Consider the following 18491-nt stretch of genomic DNA (forward strand, 5'->3'; position numbering starts at 1 on the left):
ACTGCCATCAACCTTTCAAAACGTAGTACGTTTCCACCCAAGCGACCCCGCCCTACCCCACCGCTTGCTGCTCGTTGGCAAGAGGAAAGTCCGGGCAACATAGGGCACCACGCCGGCTAACGGCCGGGGGCCGAGGAGGAATCCGAAGGCTACGGAAAGTGCCACAGAAAGCTATACCGCCTCCAAGGACTACCTAGGCCGCGGAGGTAAGGGTGAAAACGTGCGGTAAGAGCGCACGGCCGGCCGCGGTAACGTGGTTGGTGGGTAAACCCCGTGGGTTGAAATACCACGCAGTGTTGTTGGCTCCGGCCTACCGTCGGCTCCGGCGGTCCCGACTCGTTCGGGTGCAATACGGGTAGGTAGATCGAGCCGTCGGGCAACTGGCGGCCTAGATAAATGGTGGGGCTCTCCTCCTTCGCAGGGGGGGACGACAGAACCCGGCTTATCGGGGCGGGGGCGCTTTTTTTAGTCTGTAGTCTATAGTCTGTAGTCTATAGTCTGCAGTAATCTGGAATGCTACAGACTATAGACTATAGACTACAGACTGCTTATGAATTGGGAAGCCGACTTCGAGTTTCAACGCGTTCGCCACCTCATCAAGGAGAAGTTTGACCGGCCGGCACTGCCGGATATGAATGCGCTGTTATTCCTCATCGGGGTGCAGGAGCTGGGCCGGTGGCAACAGAGCTTTGAAAAAGAAGAGAAGCAGGATTTGATGCACATTGCCGTCTGCCGGCTGATGAGCTACGACGGGCACTACGAGTTCGTGGGGCGAGACGATGATGGTTGGCCCCACTACAAGCTCATCTCCAAGATTCCACCCAGCAGTTTGGCGGAACAGGAGGCGACCCTCAAGCAACACATCGTGACCTACTTCAACGAACTGGAGGAAGAGGAAGGGTTGCTGGGGTAAATGAACCGACTTTATAAAAGGTCCCCCCGTCTTACCTTTGTCCCCGTTAAAACTGATACTGACCATGCGTAAACTACTCTTCCTCTTACTCTTCGCGGCCTTCTTCACTGGCTGTGAAAGTGGCTCCGAAAACATCCTCATCAAGACGAATCTGGGTGACATTGAGGTCCGACTGTTCGACGAGAGGCCGAAGCACCGGGATAACTTCAGGAAGCTGGTGGCGGAAGGGTACTACGACGGCATGTTGTTCCACCGCGTCATCCCCAACTTCATGGTACAGGGTGGTGACCCTAACAGTAAGACGGCCCGGCCCGGCCAACCCCTCGGTGGTGGCGGCCCCGGTTACACCATTGATGCGGAACTCGGCTCCCCCCACATCCGGGGTGCGCTCGCGGCGGCCCGGACGAATAACCCCGCCAAGGCTTCTTCCGGATCTCAATTCTACATCGTGACGGGGCAGAAGCAGAGCCCCGCTACCCTCGATCAATTCCAAACGATCAAGAATATCACCTACAGCCCGGAGCAGCGGGAAGCGTACACCACCATTGGTGGCCGCCCCGATCTGGATATGGACTACACCGTATTTGGTGAGGTCGTCAGTGGGATGGACGTTGTCGACAAGATCTCCGCCATGGCTACCGACGGCCAGGCGCGCCCGAATGAAGACGTTGTGATGGAAAGCGTCACCTTTAAGTAGGACACCTTTGAGAATTCTTCCGGTTTGACGGAGAGTCTCTCCCTTACGCCCCTCAATTAACAAGTTCCAGGTTCAGCCGTAGCCGTTGGTTACCGGCGCAACTTCTGAAAAATATACCCGTGAAAAGATTTCTCCCCCTGCTTCTGATCTCCTTTCTATTCACCTACTGTTCTGCTCCCAAGCCGGCGTTCACCATTCCGACGCGATCGGCAAAGGCGCTGGACTACGTGGAGTTCGCCAACAATAGTGAAGAGGCAGTGTCTTACGCCTGGGACTTCGGTGATGGCACCACCAGCACGGAAGCTAACCCTACCCACCGCTACTACAAAAGTGGCAACTTCATGGTGACGCTGGCCGCCACCAACGAGAAGGGTAAAACCAAAACAATCACCCAAAATTTAGTCGTGAGCGCACCCAAAGAATGTCTGATCCGGATCGAAACGCCCCTGGGCGAAATGATTGCCCGCCTATCCGATGCTACCCCCAAGCACCAGGATAACTTCGTAAAACTCGTGGAGGAGAATTTCTACGATGGCCTCCTATTCCACCGCGTTATCGATGGCTTCATGCTACAGGGCGGAGACCCACAGAGTAAGGACGCCGGCCCCAACGCCCGCCTTGGCTCCGGTGGCCCCGGTTACCAGATCGATGCGGAATTTGTGGACTCGCTCGCCCACGTCAAGGGTGCCCTCGCGGCGGCCCGGACGAACAACCCCGCCAAGCGGTCCAGTGGCTCCCAGTTTTACATTGCTTCCGGTAAGCCGGTAACCGATGCGGATCTGAACCGCCAGGAAGGCGCAACCGGTGTCCGCTACCCAAGCGACATTCGTGCAGCCTACCTCGAGCGGGGTGGCGTTCCATTCTTAGACCAGGGTTACACCGTTTTTGGGATGGTCATTGAAGGCCTCGACGTAGTTGATAAGATCGCCGCGGTACAGACGGGCGCCGGTGACCGGCCGAAGGAGGACGTCACGATGAAGATCTCGATGATCCGGTAGTAACGGGTCAGCAATATTTACCCGCGGGCGGGCCGAAGCGATTTGGCTCGCCCGCGCTGTTTTTGGTCGGAGCATAGGTTGGATTCGGTCGCCGGATTTTCCATCCGAAATACATTCGGGTGGGCAGTGTTGCAATTTATATCTTCGCGCTCACCAAGCGCCCGGCACTCACGTACAGAAAATAGATATGCAGCAGAACGTAATCCTAGGAATTGATGTAGGCGCTACCGGAATCAAGGGTGGTTTGGTGGACGTTGTAAATGGCAAAATGCTCACCGAGCGCCACCGCTTCGATACGCCATCCGGAGGTAAGCCGAAGGATATGGCCAAGGTCGTGAAGAAACTCGTCGACCACTTCGAATACGAAGGCGCCGTCGGGGTGGGTTTCCCAGCCGTAGTACGCCGGGGCACGGCTGCCTCAGCGGCGAATATTGACGATGCCTGGATCGGAACGAACATCGAGCAGATCTTCGCCGCCGCAACGGGCAACAGGTTCTTCGCCCTCAACGATGCGGATGCCGCCGGGATCGCTTCCATGCGCTTCGGGATCGGCCAACCTTTTATGGAGGACGGAACCGTCCTCATGATCACCATCGGTACCGGTTTGGGTGGCGCCCTCTTCGTAGACGGTGAATTGATGCCCAATCTGGAAATCGGACAGATCTTCCTACGCAACCAGAAGGTCATCGCGGAGAAGTTCATCAGCAATAAGGTCCGGCGCGATAACGACATGGGTTGGAAGGAATTCGGCAAGAAATTCAACAAGGTCTTGAGCCACGTAGATGGAATCTTCAATCCGGACCTGATCATTCTCGGAGGCGGCGCCAGCAAGCACTTCCTCGAGTACCAAAAGTACCTCAAGGCGTACGCGGACGTCAAGCCCGCCAAACTGATGAATACGGCGGGAACGATTGGCGCGGCACTCTACGCCGGCTTAAAGGTGAATAAGTAAGATCAACGAAGTGATTCGTGGGTACGGCCTTCGCCTTACCAGTAGACGCCCAGACCGGCGACAACAAACACGTGGTTGCCCCCATCCCTGAATTCCTTGCTGAGGTAATTGATCCCCACTTGCCCTCCGAGCCAGTTGTACCGAGCTTCAAACTTAGCTTCCGTGCGGCGTACCCACCGTTGGGTTTGGACGACGCCCCGGTACCGATCGTCCCGGTTGAGGAGGCCACCGGTGAGCGTAGCGTTGTAGGCGACGTACCTGGCTTCCCCCGTAGCGGAGAACTTCAGGTATTTCGTGGGGGAATGGTCCACGATGGAAAAATGGCCACCAAAACGTAGACCCGCGTCCGTGTGCAGCGTTCCTACTTGCGCAGCGCCACTCGCCAGGAGCCAGAACCGATCGCTTAACGACATGCGCTTAGTGAGTTGGAGGCGGTAGTTCAGGACGAGATCGGATTCGACCTGATTCTTCCACCCGTCCAATTCCTCGGCGAAGTTTACCATGCGGTGGACGGCGTTCTGCGCTTCGGCGCCACCGGAGTATTTCCCGAGCACGCCCACCGAATAGCGTTGGCGGAGGGACCAGCCTTGGCTCAATTCCGTCGCCCGGTGGTGCTCCAATACGCTGTAGCTGGCGAAGGGGCGGTCCCGCAGCAATAGGCTGGGGTTTTCGATGTTACGGGGGGTGAAGATATCCTGGCGGATACCCCAGCCGCGTTCGGCCCTTACGCGCTCACCTTTCCTTTCCTTGTTTTGGTACCGGGTGTAGATGGCGCCCATCCCGGCGGAGTAGTACTTATCCGTCTTTAGCGGAATGTAGTACATATCATTGGCGGACCAAATTTGGAAGCCCGCTACGTCACCCGGTGCGCCGCCCGGTTCATCCCCATTTATTGGCACCTGCGCCAGCGCCCAAATGGGCGTAGCTACCAGGAAAAGCAGGAAGAACAATCGGTAAAACATGGTGCCTAGATGGAGAGGATACGACTCATAAACCAGCCAGAGAGGCTGACGTTCACTTTGTTGCCGCGGCGTCATTCGGGAACCAGCTCTTACCGAGATTATCGGGTTTGCCCCACAGGGTAGTGAGCCGGCCGCGGTCGTTGACGTGAATATAGTACGGAAGATAGGGCCGGCAGACGAGGCGCTCGCAAGTGCGATCGTCGGAGATGTAGACGGGCAGGCTGACATTCAGATCCCGGAGAAATTTATCGTCGGTACTCAGCAATGTTTCGGTGCTGCCGGAGAAGAAGAAATTGCGGATCACGATGGCTACGTCGGTCTTCTCCCGCCGGGCGGCCGGAAGCGCCAGGTAAGCACTGTCTAGTTTCTGCAGGATCTCCGTGCTGCCAGGGTGGGTGCCCGTGAAGAAGAGCACGAGTTCTTTCCCGTCCCGCCGTTTGATGCGGGTCGGCTCCCGGTCGGAATCCAGGGCCGGGGCGGCGCGGTAGATGGGGTCCAATTCCGCCGTGAGGTTGGCGACGGGGCCACCCCGGTAGGGCTCGATGACGATCTCCCGCCGGTCGTCGGAAACGTAGGTCAGGGCGTACTGTTGGCGGCCGACGCGGAAGATCGTCTGGGAGGAGATCGGCCCGATGTTACTCAGGTTGAGGCTGATGGGGACGCTGTCCTCCCCCGGTGGGAAAAGGATGAGGTAGTCGGGCTCCTTCAGTTCGAAGTTTTGCCAAGCGAAGGCCTTGCCGGTGATTTGCGCGACGGCGATCCGTACGGAGTCAGGGCCGAGGAGGACGTCCGCCGCAGGGATTCTTGCCGTCAGTCGTTGCCAACGATTGGAGTAGATGACGTTGTTGGTGACCTCCACGCTGTCGATCATTCGCTCCCAGCCCGGGTAGTGCTGCTCGGACCGGAGGGTGCTGTCGGCATCCACGCTGATCTCATACCAGATGCGGTTGCTGCGGAACTTCCAGAAGTTATCGCGGCGGATGGTCGTATCGGCGGCGGCAACGGTGGCCTCCCAGGCGGCGGTATCGACCAGGCCGTAATACACCTGGTAGGTGACGGCACGGGATGCGCTGATCTCCTGGTCTAACGTGATCCGCTGGGCACCGGGGGGCAGATCCGCCGCGCAACCGGCGAGGAGCAGCAAACTGAACAGTAAGAGACAGTGGCGAAACATTGACGGAAGATCGGTCAAGGCTCCACCACCAGAAAGTAATTTTTGGTAACGATTGGTTAAGCCGACCTACAAACCCCGGGAATTTACCGGGGAATGACCCGCACCCGCACCGACTTACTGATCGGCGTATTGCTGCCCCGAGCCGTCCGCGTAATGGGTACCAGTGGGTTCGTTTCCGGGAAGTAGGTACAAATATTGCCGCGAGGAATGCTGTAGGGCACGATCTGAAAGAGATTGACGCGGCGGACTTCCCCGTCGTAGGTACTCGTCAAATCCACCCGTTGTCCGGAGGTGAGGCCGCGCTCGGCGATGTCGGCTTCGTTCATCATCACGACCCGGCGCTCGTTGTGGATGCCCCGGTAGCGGTCCTGCAAACCGTAGATGGTCGTGTTATACTGGTCGTGGCTGCGGACGGTCATCATCAGGAATTCATCACCCGTCAGATCGTGGTGGCTTAACGTGGGCGTAGAGAACTGGGCTTTACCGTCGGAGGTATCGAAGCGGCGATTGCGGGGGCCGTTTGGCAAGTAGAATCCGGCGGGCTCCCGTACCCGTTCGTTGTAGCGTTCGAAGCCGGTGACGCAGGCGGCGATGGCATCGCGGATGTTGTCGTAGTCGCGAACCATCTCCGCCCAGTCTACCGTGGTACGGTCGCCGAGGGTGGCGGCGGCCATGCCGGCGATGATGGCCGGCTCGCTGCGAAGCTCACTGCTGCGGGGTTCGAGGACACCCTTGCTCATCTGGACGACGCCCATCGAGTTCTCACAGCTGACAAACTGCTCGCCGGCTTCGCGGAGGTCGATCTCCGTCCGGCCCAGGCAGGGTAACAGGAGGGACTGTTTTCCGTGGACGACGTGGCTCCGGTTCGGCTTGGTACAAATGTGAACGGTGAGGTTACACTGGCGCAGGCCTTCAGCCACGAATAAGGTATCGGGCGTGGCGGAGAGCCAGTTACCTCCGAGGCTGACGAACACTTTCGCCTTCCCCGCGTGCATGGCCTTGATGCTGTTGACGGTGTCGTAGCCCTCCTCGGTGGGTGGCTCGAAATTGAAGTAATTCCGCAGCGCTTCGCCCAGTTCCGGCTTGAGTTTTTCCCAGACGCCGACGGTCCGGTCGCCCTGCACGTTGGAGTGGCCGCGGACGGGGCAGATGCCGGCGCCCGGTTTCCCCATCGCCCCTTTGCAGAGGAGGAGGTTGACCATTTCCTTGATGATGTCCACGCTATTCTCGTGCTGCGTCAGGCCCATGGCGTAGCAGAGGACGATTTTTTTGGAGGCGGCGATCAGGCCGGCGGCTTCGTAGACCAGCTGGGGCTCTACCCCCGCGGCGGCGATGCAGGCCTCCACGTCGGTGGCGGCGATCATGGTTTCCCAGGCGGCGTAGCCGGAGGTGTGTTGCTCGATGAATTCCCGGTCGAAGATGCTGCCAGGTGCCTCTTGCTCCTCATCGTACAGAATTTTGCAGATGGCGCGGACGAGGCTCATGTCCTCGTTGATCCGCACCTGCAGGAAGACGTCCGACAGCTTCGTACCGCGGGCCAGGATATTGAGGGGATCCTGGGGATCGACGAACTTCATCAGCCCGGTTTCCGGTAGTGGATTGACGGAAATGATGCGCCCGCCGTTATCCTTACAGGTTTTGAGGGCGGAGAGCATGCGGGGGTGGTTCGTCCCCGGGTTTTGGCCGATCAGGAGAATGAGGTCGGCCTCGTGGAGGTCCTGCAGGGTCACGGTTCCCTTTCCCAAACCCAGCACCTGCGACAGCGCCGTCCCGGTACTTTCGTGGCACATGTTGGAGCAATCGGGCATGTTGTTCGTCCCGTACTGCCGCACGAACAGTTGGTACAAAAAGGCCGCCTCGTTGCTGGCCCGGCCGCTGGTGTAGAAGATGGCCTCGTCGGGCGAAGCGAGCGCATTGAGTTCTTTGGCGACCACCCCGAAGGCTTCGTCCCAACTGATGGGCGCGTAGTGGCTGGCCCCCGGCGCCAGGTACATCGGCTCGGTGATGCGGCCGGATTTGCCGAGTTCGAAGTCGGTCATGGCCCCTATCTCGTCGATGGAATGTTGGGCAAACCAAGCCGGATCGGCCCGCCGCGACGTCGCTTCTTCGGCGACGGCCTTCGCCCCGTTCTCGCAGTATTCGGCGATGGGGCTGCGGTTGCCGTCCGGATCGGGCCAGGCGCAACTGGGGCAATCGTAGCCGCCCTTCTGGTTAAGTTTCAGGAGGGCCTGCATGCCTTCCTTGAGGTGGGTGTATTCCTTGATGTGCTCCAGGGAGGCGCCGACGCCGGGGATGCCGGCGGCGTACTTTGATCGCTTCTTGAGTTTGAGGTCGTGGAGGCGTTCGGGGGTTAGTTCGTTCATGGGTGGGGGGTGGTGGCTGGTGTTGTAAGGTACGTTAGGAGGTAATTGTTGGGACTCCATATTTCGACGACCCCAATTTGGCGCTGACGCGGGTGCGGGGTTTGGTGGGGGAACCTAACCTAGGGCCCGAAACGATCATCTCCACGCAAAGGCACCTACGAAGCTTTGACCTGGTCTCCATCGATGAATAAAGCGATAGTACGATCACCCATAGGAGAAACGTGGGCATTCGTCGATAAACCCTGCTCCCTTAACCATCCCCACCCCCTATTTCGCCACCAGTCGCCACCGGCAAACTCGCCGGTAGTTAACAAAACCAACGACGAATGGCACATTCCATCATCGACCACTCCAACAGTAAATCGTTCCACAACATGGCCTGGATCAGCTTCGTGCTGGCCGCCCTGGGGACGATCGCGGGCATCGTCCTCCTCGAAGCTACGACCATCACCAAAGGCTTCCTCGCCATGGGTTTCGTCTTCACCGTAAGCTCCTGCTTTACCCTCGCCAAAGTCATCCGCGATAAGCACGAGGCGGACCGGCTCTACAACAAGGTGGAGCGAGCTAAGACGGAGAAGTTTCTGAGTGAATCCGAGAACCCGGGGAGGGAGTTTTAGTCTATAGTCTGTAGTCTGTAGTCAGATGGTACTACCCGACTATAGACTACAGACTGTAGACTACCCCCCTACCACGGATCCAACATCCGCCGATAAGTCCGAATCATCTCCTCCTCCGGCTCCCCCGCTTTATACATGCGGAAGACTTTGAGATTGGCCATTTGCACGCGGAACCAGCCATTGACGCGGTACTTACGCGCGGAAACGAGGATGTCCTTCGGCATCACTTTGAACTGCAGATCGCTCGCCCACGTGCGTTGGATGATGTCGTAGTCTTCCATGATTTTCATCTCGCGAAAGCCGTCCAGTTGCTCAAAGGCTTTACGGGTCAGGTAGAGGGATTGGTCCCCACCCCGGCAAGCCAATCCGTTGAAGCGGGTGCAGAAGGCATTGATGGAGAGCAAGGGATGGAACATGTCAAACTTGAAGCGGTAACAGCCTACATCGTATCCTTCGTCTACGGCCGATTTTATGTCTTCGTAGAACCCTCCGGGCGGCCGCGTATCCGCATGGACGAAGTACACCACGTCCGCCGCCGTGGCGAACTGGCGGGCCGCCGCATTCATTTGAAAGGCGCGGCCACACTGGCTGCAGTGGTAATGATTTACTTCGGGGTGGGTAGCCATCACGTCGGCGATATCATCCGTGCTACCACCGTCCGCTACGGTGACGGTGCCCCGGCCAACTAACTCCCCCAGTAGCAGGGGAAGGAGCTCCCGCAAATTGGGCGCTTCGTCAATGACGGGGATAACAACGTGGATGTGCATGAACGCAGGGGCTGAATGAGCCGCGAAAGTACCACGAGCAACCGCAACATTTGGTCCGGCGAATGACCGAGCCCCACGCTACCACACCCGGTAATACACCGTCTTGAGGTAGGCTCCTTCGGCAAAACCAATGGGGTGGTCCACGTCGTGAAAGCTTTTCTCCAAGAACTGGTGCTTCCGCCCCGAAGACTGCAGTACGGACGCAATGACCCGAAAAAATTCGTCCGACGACACGCGGGCGGAACAGGAGGCAGCTACGAAGATCCCTCCCGGAGCGACCAGCGGAACGGCCAGTTTATTCACCCGTCGATACGCCTTAAGGGCGCCGGGGATCTCCCGGTCCGACTTAGCGAAACTCGGAGGGTCCACGATCACGAGGTCGAAGGATTCATCTTCTTTGGCGAGGTCGGCCAGTCCCTCGAAGGCATCGGCGGCAAGGGTTTGGTGGCGGTCCTCTACAGCGGGTTGGTCTCCGAAATTGAGTTGGACGTTGCGGCGGGCCTGGGCCAGGGCCGGTTCACTGATGTCGAGGCTCGTCACCCGCTCGGCGCCGCCACCGAGGGCGTGGACGCTGAAGCCGCCCGCGTAGGAAAACACGTCGAGCACCCGCTTCCCTTCGGCCAGTTCGCCGATTCGTTTGCGGTTGGCGCGGTGGTCGAGGAAGAAGCCGGTCTTGTGTCCCTTCACCACGTTGGCGTAGAACTGGAGCCCGTGTTCGCGGAAAGTGATCTCTTCGTTGGGCAGGGTGCCCGCCAGCACTTGCCCGTCCTTTAACCCGGCACCTGCGGCAGCGCCCTGAACTACTCTAGCCAGGCGCAGCACCAGTGCCCGGGCATCTGCTAACTCGACGATGAGTGGTTGCAGCAATGCCAACCACGGCAACCAGGCCGGGGAGTAGAGCTTCAGGACCGCCACGCCGGCGTAGACATCGACGACCAAACCGGGCAAACCATCATTCTCGCCGTGCAGGAGGCGGTAGCCATTGGTATCGGTTTTGAGCAAATCCGTGCGTTTGGCTTTTGCTACCTCAATCTTCTCCCGGAAGAACGCCGCATCGATCTTCGCCGGGCCGGCTTGCAGCACGCGGATGCGGATCGGGGAGTCCGGATCGTACAGCCCCACGCCAATACACTTATTCTTTTTGACGCTGAAAACGATCGCCAAATCCCCCGCCCGGCCTTCGCCCTTGACCGACCGGATCGCCCCGTCGAACAACCAGGGGTGGCCGGCGCGGAGGGCGCGTTCGCCGGGAGCGGTGAGGGTGATGGGGAGGGTTTTCAAGTCTGTAGTTTTTAGTCTGGAGTCTGTAGTCTGTAGTCTGTAGTCTATAGTCTTCAGTCTATAGTCTTCAGTCTGTAGTCTTCGGAAAGACAGCCCGCTCCACAATCTCGCAAATGGTGTGGCCGTAGAGCATGTGCAACTCCTGAATTCTGGGGGTGTCGGTGCTGGGGATGGCCAGTAGGTGATCACACAGCCCGGCTAGTTTGCCGCCGGATTCGCCGGTGAAGCCGACCGTTACCATACCATTTTCGTTGCCTTTTTTGACGGCGCGGACGACGTTTTCGCTATTGCCAGAAGTAGACATGGCGATCAGGACGTCGCCCTTCCGGCCGATGGCGGTGACCCAGCGGGAGTAGATCTCGGCGAAGGAATAATCGTTCGCTACCGCCGTGATGTAGCTCGTGTTGACGTGCAGGGCTTCAGCGAAGAGGGGTGGCCGGTCGTAGTAGTAACGGCCGGAGAGTTCGGCGGCGAGGTGCTGGGCGTCCGCCGCGGAGCCGCCGTTGCCGCAGAAGAACACCTTGCCGTCGCTGGCGTAGCAATCGATGATGGCCTGGGTGATCCGGGTTACGGTTTCCGTCGTCGCGTCGTCTTCCAGCAGGCGCTGCCGCAGGTGCAGGGAAGTTTGGAGGTTGTCGCGGATGGTCTGGGCGGCACGGTTCATGGGGGCGAAGATACGGCGGTGGAAGTGGGCCGCCCCCGTGTGAAAGCTTGTTTACCTTTGCCCCATGAGCAGCCCTTCGGAACGCACCATCTCCTTCATCATCCCGGTCTTCAACCGCCAGGATGAGGTAGAGGAACTCCTCGCCAGCATGGCCGCCCAGACGGAGGGGGGCTTCGAGGTCGTCCTCGTAGAAGATGGCTCCGAACACAAATCCGACGAGATCGCGGAGCGCTACGCCGACCGCCTCAACGTGAAGTACTTCTACAAGGCCAACTCCGGCCCCGGCCAGAGCCGCAACTACGGGTTCGAACGGGCCAGCGGCAACTACGGCATCTTCCTGGATAGCGACTGCGTGCTGCCACCGGATTACTTCCGCGTCATCACCCAGGCCCTGCGGGAACGGAACCTGGACTGCTTCGGTGGCCCCGACGCCGCCCACGAGGATTTCACCGACACACAGAAGGCTATCAACTACGCGATGACGTCCACCTTTACGACAGGGGGCATCCGCGGCAGCAGCGAGAAGATGGAGAAGTTCCACCCCCGCAGCTTCAACATGGGCTACTCGCGGGAGGTCTTCGAGCAAACCGGAGGTTTTTCCAAACTGCGCTTCGGGGAGGACATCGACATGAGCATCCGCATCAACCGGGCCGGCTTCACGGCGGGTTTGGTGAAGGAGGCTTTCGTCTACCACAAACGCCGGGCGACGCTGCGGCAATTCTTTAAGCAAGTGTTCAACTCCGGCATCGCGCGGATCAACCTGCACAAGGCCCATCCGGGTTCATTGAAATTGGTCCACTTCGCTCCGGCCGTCTTTACGCTGGGCGTCACGTTCGCCGTTTTACTTGGCCTGATCTGGTCGCCGGTCTTCTTTGCCGTCCCCCTGATTTACGCCCTCCTCATTCTGGTGGACGCCACCGTAAAAACGGGCAGCCTCACCATCGGCGCGCGGGCCGTGGTGGCGAGTTTCGTCATGCTTTTCGGGTACGGTACGGGCTTCCTCTCCGCCTTCTGGAAACGGATCGTACTGGGGAAGGACGTCTACTCGGCTTTTGAGAAGACGTTTTATGATTAGAGGGATTTCTAGCAGTTATCTCTGCTAAAGCAATCGCAATTCTTAGTATCACCGATTTTAGGCAATATCCTATTTCCACAATTAACACCAATCACGTCTCCCCTCTCCTTTGGACCACGAAGTAGCTGCGCAGCAAAAGGGGCCGGGGGAGAGGAAAACAAAAGCACTAGGAAAGGCAACCTACCCCACCTTACTCCGCCCAATCGAATCGTAGTAGAAGCCGGCTTCCACCATGCGGCGGAGGTCGTAGAGGTTACGGCCGTCGAAAATGATTGGGGCAGCCATAGCTTCCTTCATCCGGTCGAAGCTGGGGGTGCGGAAGACGGACCATTCGGTCATGATGCCCAAGCAGTCGGCGCCCTGGAGGGCTTCGTACTGGTCGCCGCAGAAGGTGACCTTGTCGCCGTAAAGTTCCTTTACGTTGTCCATCGCTTCGGGGTCGAAAGCGCGGACGTTGGCGCCGGCGGCCAGTAGGCGGTCGATGGTGTAGAGGGCGGGGGCTTCGCGGATGTCGTCGGTATTCGGTTTGAAGGCCAAGCCCCAGAGGGAGACGGTTTTGCCCTTCAGGTCGTCGCCGAAGTAGGCCTCGATCTTGTCGGCGATCCGGAAGCGTTGGCGGGTATTGACGTCCATTACGGCGTCCAGAATCTTGAAGTTGTAGTCGTACTGCCCGGCGGTGTGGGCGAGGGCCTGGACGTCCTTCGGGAAACAGCTGCCCCCGTAGCCGACGCCGGGGAAAAGGAAGCGTTTGCCGATCCGGGTATCACTGCCCATCCCCTTCCGCACGGCATCTACGTCAGCGCCCGTCTGCTCGCACAGGTTGGCGATCTCGTTCATGAACGTGATCCGCGTGGCCAGGTAGGAGTTGGCGGCGTATTTGGTCATTTCGGCCGAGCGGATATCCATAAAAATGATGGGGTTGCCGCTGCGGACGAAGGGTTCGTAGAGGCGGCGCATCACCTCCTCGGCCTTTTCCGATTCGGTGCCGATCACGACGCGGTCGGGCTTCAGGAAGTCGTCCACCGCCACGCCTTCGCGGAGGAATTCGGGGTTGGAAACGACGTCGAACAGGTCCGTATCCAGCTTTTCGGCGAGGGCGGCGTGCACGCGTTCGCCCGTCCCGACGGGTACGGTGGATTTGTCCACCACCACGGTGTACTTGCTGATCATGCCGGAGAGGTCCTTGGCTACGCCGAGGATGTATTTGAGGTCCGCCTGCCCGTCGTCCCCCGGGGGGGTTGGGAGGGCGAGGAAGATGATCTCGGCGTGGTCGACGGCGGATTGCAGGTCGGTCGTGAATTTCAGGCGGCCCTGCTTCTGGTTGCGGGCGAAGAGGACGTCCAGGTCGGGCTCGTAGATGGGCACGTCGCCCTGGCGCATGCGTTCAACTTTCTTGGCGTCGATGTCGACGCAGATCACTTCGTTGCCGGTTTCGGCGAAACACGTTCCGGTAACGAGGCCAACGTATCCGGTGCCTACAACTGCAATTTTCATTCGGTGGGGATTATTTGGTAGCTAACGGCTGGCGCGGAAAAAGGATGATGGGGCGCTGCCGCGGGTGCAAAGAAAAGGGATTGGGGACAAAACTCAGCCACAGGCGTGCCGCGCCAAAATGACGCTGGCCACCTCCTCGGGGGTGACGGACCCGGTATCAATTATAAGGTCGTACTGGCCCAGATCGGTGTAATCCACCCCGTACTTCTCGATGAAGCGCTCGATCTCGGCGGCCCGGCGGAGGCCGAGTTGGTTAAAAGCCTCCTCCACGTTTTCGTAGGCTTCGGAGAAGCGATTCTCGTCGCCAAAAATGCGGGCGGCGGCAATCTTGGGGTCCACCTTCAGGTAGATCTTGAGCGCGTCCTTAATGAAGAACCAGGACATCCGGGAGTCGGAGATGAACGGCTCGGGCTCATCGTTGAGGGCGATGGAGGCCGCGTCGATCTTCTGGTCGATGGAAGGGTCCGTTTCCGCCAAGCGGTTGAGCTCCAGCGTAGAGACCCCCAGTTCGGCGGCCATGGCCCGCTGGATGGTGCCGGTGCTGACGATGGGAAAACCCAACTTCTCCTTCAGGACCTTGCTGACGACGGACTTCCCGCTACCGAGATCACCGGTGATGGTAATTTTTCTGAGGCTCATGCGGCGAAGGTAAGGCGTTTAGGGATTCCCAGGGTTCCTGGAGCGCCCGACGCAGGGAGGGTCTCCAGGCGGCCCGGTTGAGTGGTATTTCCTAACTTGGCTTCGTGCGCGCTTTCTTCCGTGGCCTCTATCGTTCCTTTTCCGTCCAGCTCCTCCTGCTGCACCTACGGAGCAACTTCCTGTTGCTGGCCGTCTGGATTTTCTTCCTGCTCATGGTCTCGGGGATACTGGGGCGCAACCTCGGTTTGCAGTACCTCTTTCTCGACCCGGAGTACCTCAACGAATCCGGCTTCTGGCCCTTCCTCATCATCGGGGGTGCCTTCGCCTTCTTTACGATGAGCTGGAACCTGAGCACCTACCTTCTGCTCGGTGGTTACTTCAACTTCCTGGCCAGTCTCTCCCGCCCCTTCTTTAAGTACTGCATCAACAACGCGCTGCTGCCGCTGGCCGTGCTGTTTACCTACTGCTTCCAACTGTGGCGCTTCTTCCAGCTGGACGGGCAGCACAGCCGCTACCTGGAATGCCTGAGCGGGCTCTTGCTGGGGCTTACGCTGAGTATGTTCCTCTACGCCATCTACTTCAACCTGACGAACCGGGACATCAGTTACTACCGGCCCAAATTCCGGGAGCCACCCCCGAATATGGGGCCCAGCCACAATCGTAAGACCACCATCGGCCGCCGGGCGTACCGGACGCGGGGGCTCGGCCCAAAACTGAGCGCGCTGTTCGACAACCCCTACCGGGTGCGGACTTACTTCAACGAGAAGCTGCGCACCAAACTCGTCCGCTCGGTGGCGCACTACGAGTCGACGTTGCTGCAGGGCATCTTCCGGCAGAACCACAAGAATGCGTTGTACCTGCAATTTGGGACGATCGTCCTGCTCGCCCTTCTCGGTATCCTGATCGACCGGCCCCCCTTCCAGATTCCAGCTGGCGCGAGCGCATTGATCCTGCTGAGCCTGATCGTAGCCATCATCGGGGGCATCAGCTACTGGTTTTCCGAGTGGCGGGTGACGCTGCTGATCCTGCTGGCCATTGGCATCAACGTGCTGACGAGCAATGCGCTTTTTCAGTTCGACAACCAGGCTTACGGCCTGAACTACAAGGGCAAACAAGCCCGCTATTCCACCCAACAACTGAAAAGTCTGTACGGGAGCGATCAACTGCGGGAGGATCGGGCCGCCACCGTAAAGATCCTCAACAACTGGCGGGAGAAACAGGGCCAGGAGAAACCACCCTTCATCATTGTCTGCGCCTCGGGCGGGGGGCTGACGGCGGCGCTCTGGGCCACCCACGTCACCCAAACCCTGGAGCGGTGCAGCGAAGGTGCCCTCCTGCGCGGGACGGCGCTAATGACGGGAGCCTCCGGCGGCCAGATCGGGCTGGCGGCGCTGCGGGAGGCCTACCTCAACGACCCGGAGTTCCGCGAAAAGGACGCTTCCCGGCTGGACGCCATCAGCCGCGACCTGCTCAATCCAATTACTTTTTCCATCGTCAGTAACGACCTTTTCCTCCCCTTCACCAAGGTGGAAGTCATGGGCAAGAAGTACCGGCGCGACCGTGCCTACGGTTTCGAACGGGAGCTCAACCTAAACACTGGCGGCGGGCTGGAGAAACCGCTTTCCGCCTACCGGGAGCCGGAGCGGGAGGCCCGCATTCCCCTACTCTTTGTCACCCCCAGCGTGGTGGACGACGGGCGGCGGATGGTCATCTCCCCCCAGGGCGTGTCCTACATGACGGCCCCGCCGACGGCCATGAACGGCAAGATCGACCTGGAGCCCGACATGGTCGATTTTGGTTGGCTCTTCCGCGAGCAGGGGGCGGACCAGCTCAACTTCACGACCGCCCTGCGGATGAACGCGACCTACCCCTACGTGCTGCCACTCGTCCGGCTACCCACCAAGCCCACGGTGCGGGTGATGGATGCGGGGTACCGGGACAATTACGGCATCGTTTCCGCTACCCGTTTCGTGACGGTGTTCCAGGATTGGATCCGCGCCAACACCTCCGGCGTGCACATCATTCAGATCAGCGCCTTCCGGGAGGAGGACATTCGCCAGGATGACGACGGGAGCCGCGGCGTCGTCGAATCCCTCTTTAGCCCGGTTGGGGTGGCGGGCAACATCCTGGGCGTGCAGATTTTGGACCAGGAAGTCCTGCTGGGCCAACTGGCGGAAACCCTCGGCGAAGACTTTTTCCACCTCCACCGCTTCAACTACCAACCTGCGGCGGATGACCCCCTGCGCACCTCCGTCTCCTTCCACCTGACGGAGCGGGAGCGCGCCCAAGTTCTCCGCGCTTTGGATACGGATGCGATGAAGCGGGAGTTGGATCGGGTGGTGGGGGTTTTGGGAGACTCAGTTTCTAGGTTTTAGTTTCTAGTTGCTAGCAACTAGAAACTAGAAACTAGAAACTTATGCAGATTGTAGTAATCTCCTCGAGTTGTAACCCCGCTTGAGGTCGCTCGTACCGTATGCTATACTATTCATGATCTATGAGATGGGCGTGATGCGGTGAACGAATCGTATCCTAAAACGTATCCTCCCAGGCAACACCATCGCGGTCGCGCAGCGCGAAGCCATCCACGGAGCCGAAGCCGGAAAATTCGTAGCGCAGGCCCACGATCTCCTTCGGTGCCTCCGTACTTTCTACCTGCAGGATCTTGCGGCCATTCGCAAAGAAGGTCAGGAGCCCCTCCTGGCCGCGGCATTCCAGCTCGATCCAGTCGTTACCACTCAGGCCGAAGGCGGAGAGGTCCCGGTTGCGGCCGCTCAGTACTTTGCCCCCCGCGTATACCTCCAGTTCAGCGACGCAACCGGGCGCGCTGAGGGGGATGATGATGACGCCATTTTCCAGGAGCAGCAGGACGCGCGCAAACTGGCAGGCGCCGGCGCCTTCCCAGAAATCGTGGCGGAGGCGGGTGGTGAAGCTGAAGTCGTCCGTCCGCACGTTTTCGGTGGCGCCTACGTGGGAGAATACGGTTGTCGGTGGGTCCGGTTGGAGGGCAATCCCCATATCCGTCAGCATTTTCCGCGTGATGGAGAGTTGTCCGTTCTGGCGGACGCTCTCGAGCGGCAGGTACACGGGCGCGGTTTCGGTTGCTACGGCCGCCACCCAATCGTCCACCCGCAGGTAGAGTTCCCGTTCCTTTACGACCTGATCGCCCACCACCAATTTGGCCCGGTAATAACCGGGGAGGTAGTAGATCGAGGTGTGGGTATCGCCCGCAGGGTCCAGCTTTTCGCGGCGGCGGGCATCCCAGCTTTGCTGAAGGTATATTTCGTCGGCTGCGGGAGCCAGCTTCGCATCGTAGTTAAAGACGACGGAGTTGGGTACGCCGGTCGTGACGGGCCGGAAACTCAGGTGAAAATCGTCGGGATCAAGCAGGGGTTTCTCGGGCGCTGTACCCGATTCTGGGCGGGGCGAGTTGGGCGCTGCCGCGGGTGTCAGGTAAGGATAGAGTACGGTCAGGACGAGACCCAGTAGGAGAAATCCGGCTACGAGCGCGATGGGCTTAACCTTACGCGAAGTGGGAACGGTGTCTTCCGTCGGCAGGGAAGGAATGCTTGGGCTGGGGACCTCCATTTCCGCTGGTTCGACGACCGTTGGAGATGCGGTCTCCAATTGTTGAGCCCGGTAAGCGCGCCAGTGGTCAAAACCGGCGTAGTTGGCCAGGGCGTCGAGCGTCGTCGTGCTGGGCTGGCTGGCGTAAGCGACGCGGCCCCAGACGCGTTTCAGGGTGGTCGGGCTGAGGGTGACGGCGGTGGCTTCGGCGATGTTTTCGCTGAGGTCCTGGAAGTCCTTGTTCGTCCACTGCGCGGCGGGGCCCCACCCTAGTTGGGCCTCCACCCGAGTGAGGAGATTGGCTAGTAAATCTTCGTCCGATACCATGGCA

16 protein-coding genes and 1 other RNA gene are annotated in these 18491 nt (G+C 59.5%); 8 read left to right on the forward strand and 9 right to left on the reverse strand.

The annotated features are described in order from the left end of the window. The first annotated feature begins 44 nt into the window (after positions 1–44). The 5 genes from rnpB to ppgK all read left to right on the forward strand — a co-directional run bounded on the left by rnpB (position 45) and on the right by ppgK (position 3560). Positions 45–461, forward strand: an RNA gene (gene rnpB, locus A3850_RS04245) — RNase P RNA component class A. Positions 462–550: 89 nt separating this feature from the next. Next, positions 551–913 (forward strand): hypothetical protein, encoded by a 363-nt coding sequence (locus tag A3850_RS04250; protein ID WP_068214536.1) that lies wholly within the window; start codon positions 551–553, stop codon positions 911–913. A 64-nt stretch (positions 914–977) separates the two neighbouring features. Further along, entirely contained in the window at positions 978–1610 is a 633-nt protein-coding gene (locus A3850_RS04255; RefSeq protein WP_068214538.1) for a peptidylprolyl isomerase, read from the forward strand. Between the two features lie 119 nt (positions 1611–1729). Then, complete coding sequence (locus A3850_RS04260) at positions 1730–2608, forward strand: peptidylprolyl isomerase (RefSeq protein WP_068214539.1); 879 nt, start codon at positions 1730–1732, stop codon at positions 2606–2608. 187 nt (positions 2609–2795) lie between these two features. Further along, positions 2796–3560, forward strand: coding sequence for a polyphosphate--glucose phosphotransferase (gene ppgK / locus A3850_RS04265; RefSeq protein WP_068214545.1), 765 nt, complete (start codon positions 2796–2798; stop codon positions 3558–3560). A 35-nt stretch (positions 3561–3595) separates the two neighbouring features. On the opposite strand, the gene A3850_RS04270 is transcribed toward ppgK, so the two are convergent. From A3850_RS04270 to A3850_RS04280, 3 genes are all read right to left on the reverse strand, one after another. After that, on the reverse strand, positions 3596–4522 hold the full coding sequence (locus tag A3850_RS04270; protein ID WP_068214547.1) for a lipid A-modifier LpxR family protein: 927 nt from the start codon (positions 4520–4522) through the stop codon (positions 3596–3598). A gap of 52 nt (positions 4523–4574) precedes the next feature. Next, on the reverse strand, positions 4575–5696 hold the full coding sequence (locus tag A3850_RS20300) for a hypothetical protein (protein WP_068214549.1): 1122 nt from the start codon (positions 5694–5696) through the stop codon (positions 4575–4577). 83 nt (positions 5697–5779) lie between these two features. Beyond that, a complete protein-coding gene (locus A3850_RS04280; RefSeq protein ID WP_068214552.1) occupies positions 5780–8059 on the reverse strand; it encodes an FdhF/YdeP family oxidoreductase in 2280 nt (759 codons plus the stop codon). Between the two features lie 326 nt (positions 8060–8385). On the opposite strand from A3850_RS04280, the gene A3850_RS04285 reads away from it, so the two are divergent. Further along, the gene (locus A3850_RS04285) at positions 8386–8676 is read left to right on the forward strand and encodes a YiaA/YiaB family inner membrane protein (protein ID WP_068214558.1); all 291 of its coding nucleotides are present in this window, start codon (positions 8386–8388) and stop codon (positions 8674–8676) included. 68 nt (positions 8677–8744) lie between these two features. On the opposite strand, the gene A3850_RS04290 is transcribed toward A3850_RS04285, so the two are convergent. From A3850_RS04290 to A3850_RS04300, 3 genes are all read right to left on the reverse strand, one after another. Further along, entirely contained in the window at positions 8745–9443 is a 699-nt protein-coding gene (locus A3850_RS04290) for a glycosyltransferase (protein WP_068214560.1), read from the reverse strand. 78 nt (positions 9444–9521) lie between these two features. Next, complete coding sequence (locus tag A3850_RS04295; protein ID WP_082921610.1) at positions 9522–10724, reverse strand: class I SAM-dependent rRNA methyltransferase; 1203 nt, start codon at positions 10722–10724, stop codon at positions 9522–9524. A 67-nt stretch (positions 10725–10791) separates the two neighbouring features. Further along, positions 10792–11388: an SIS domain-containing protein gene (locus A3850_RS04300; RefSeq protein WP_068214562.1), complete on the reverse strand. Its 597-nt coding sequence runs from the start codon at positions 11386–11388 to the stop codon at positions 10792–10794. Positions 11389–11452: 64 nt separating this feature from the next. On the opposite strand from A3850_RS04300, the gene A3850_RS04305 reads away from it, so the two are divergent. Continuing rightward, positions 11453–12463 carry a glycosyltransferase gene (locus A3850_RS04305; protein WP_068214564.1) on the forward strand — a complete coding sequence of 337 codons (1011 nt, stop codon included), beginning with the start codon at positions 11453–11455 and terminating at the stop codon, positions 12461–12463. A 180-nt stretch (positions 12464–12643) separates the two neighbouring features. Here the strand turns inward: A3850_RS04305 and A3850_RS04310 are convergent, their stop codons facing one another. Both A3850_RS04310 and A3850_RS04315 read right to left on the reverse strand, forming a co-directional pair. Then, positions 12644–13957, reverse strand: coding sequence for a UDP-glucose/GDP-mannose dehydrogenase family protein (locus tag A3850_RS04310; RefSeq protein WP_068214566.1), 1314 nt, complete (start codon positions 13955–13957; stop codon positions 12644–12646). 93 nt (positions 13958–14050) lie between these two features. Beyond that, positions 14051–14596 (reverse strand): cytidylate kinase family protein, encoded by a 546-nt coding sequence (locus tag A3850_RS04315; protein ID WP_068214567.1) that lies wholly within the window; start codon positions 14594–14596, stop codon positions 14051–14053. 104 nt (positions 14597–14700) lie between these two features. Between A3850_RS04315 and A3850_RS04320 the strand changes: the two genes are divergently transcribed. Then, a complete protein-coding gene (locus A3850_RS04320) occupies positions 14701–16971 on the forward strand; it encodes a hypothetical protein (protein ID WP_068214568.1) in 2271 nt (756 codons plus the stop codon). 154 nt (positions 16972–17125) lie between these two features. Here A3850_RS04320 and A3850_RS04325 read toward each other — a convergent pair whose 3' ends face one another. Further along, positions 17126–18487: a hypothetical protein gene (locus A3850_RS04325; RefSeq protein ID WP_068214569.1), complete on the reverse strand. Its 1362-nt coding sequence runs from the start codon at positions 18485–18487 to the stop codon at positions 17126–17128. Between the last annotated feature and the right edge of the window lie 4 nt (positions 18488–18491).

It is taken from the genome of Lewinella sp. 4G2, from assembly GCF_001625015.1.
Taxonomy (GTDB): domain Bacteria; phylum Bacteroidota; class Bacteroidia; order Chitinophagales; family Saprospiraceae; genus Neolewinella.

Excerpts from the sequence above, each read along its gene's own strand:
- A3850_RS04300 (WP_068214562.1), bottom strand. The coding sequence starts at position 11,388 with ATGAACCGTGCCGCCCAGACCATCCGCGACAACCTCCAAACTTCCCTG.
- A3850_RS20300 (WP_068214549.1), bottom strand. The coding sequence starts at position 5,696 with ATGTTTCGCCACTGTCTCTTACTGTTCAGTTTGCTGCTCCTCGCCGGT.
- A3850_RS04310 (WP_068214566.1), bottom strand. The coding sequence starts at position 13,957 with ATGAAAATTGCAGTTGTAGGCACCGGATACGTTGGCCTCGTTACCGGA.
- ppgK (WP_068214545.1), top strand. The coding sequence starts at position 2,796 with ATGCAGCAGAACGTAATCCTAGGAATTGATGTAGGCGCTACCGGAATC.
- A3850_RS04250 (WP_068214536.1), top strand. The coding sequence starts at position 551 with ATGAATTGGGAAGCCGACTTCGAGTTTCAACGCGTTCGCCACCTCATC.
- A3850_RS04280 (WP_068214552.1), bottom strand. The coding sequence starts at position 8,059 with ATGAACGAACTAACCCCCGAACGCCTCCACGACCTCAAACTCAAGAAG.
- A3850_RS04325 (WP_068214569.1), bottom strand. The coding sequence starts at position 18,487 with ATGGTATCGGACGAAGATTTACTAGCCAATCTCCTCACTCGGGTGGAG.
- A3850_RS04270 (WP_068214547.1), bottom strand. The coding sequence starts at position 4,522 with ATGTTTTACCGATTGTTCTTCCTGCTTTTCCTGGTAGCTACGCCCATT.
- A3850_RS04290 (WP_068214560.1), bottom strand. The coding sequence starts at position 9,443 with ATGCACATCCACGTTGTTATCCCCGTCATTGACGAAGCGCCCAATTTG.
- A3850_RS04315 (WP_068214567.1), bottom strand. The coding sequence starts at position 14,596 with ATGAGCCTCAGAAAAATTACCATCACCGGTGATCTCGGTAGCGGGAAG.
- A3850_RS04255 (WP_068214538.1), top strand. The coding sequence starts at position 978 with ATGCGTAAACTACTCTTCCTCTTACTCTTCGCGGCCTTCTTCACTGGC.
- A3850_RS04305 (WP_068214564.1), top strand. The coding sequence starts at position 11,453 with ATGAGCAGCCCTTCGGAACGCACCATCTCCTTCATCATCCCGGTCTTC.
- A3850_RS04285 (WP_068214558.1), top strand. The coding sequence starts at position 8,386 with ATGGCACATTCCATCATCGACCACTCCAACAGTAAATCGTTCCACAAC.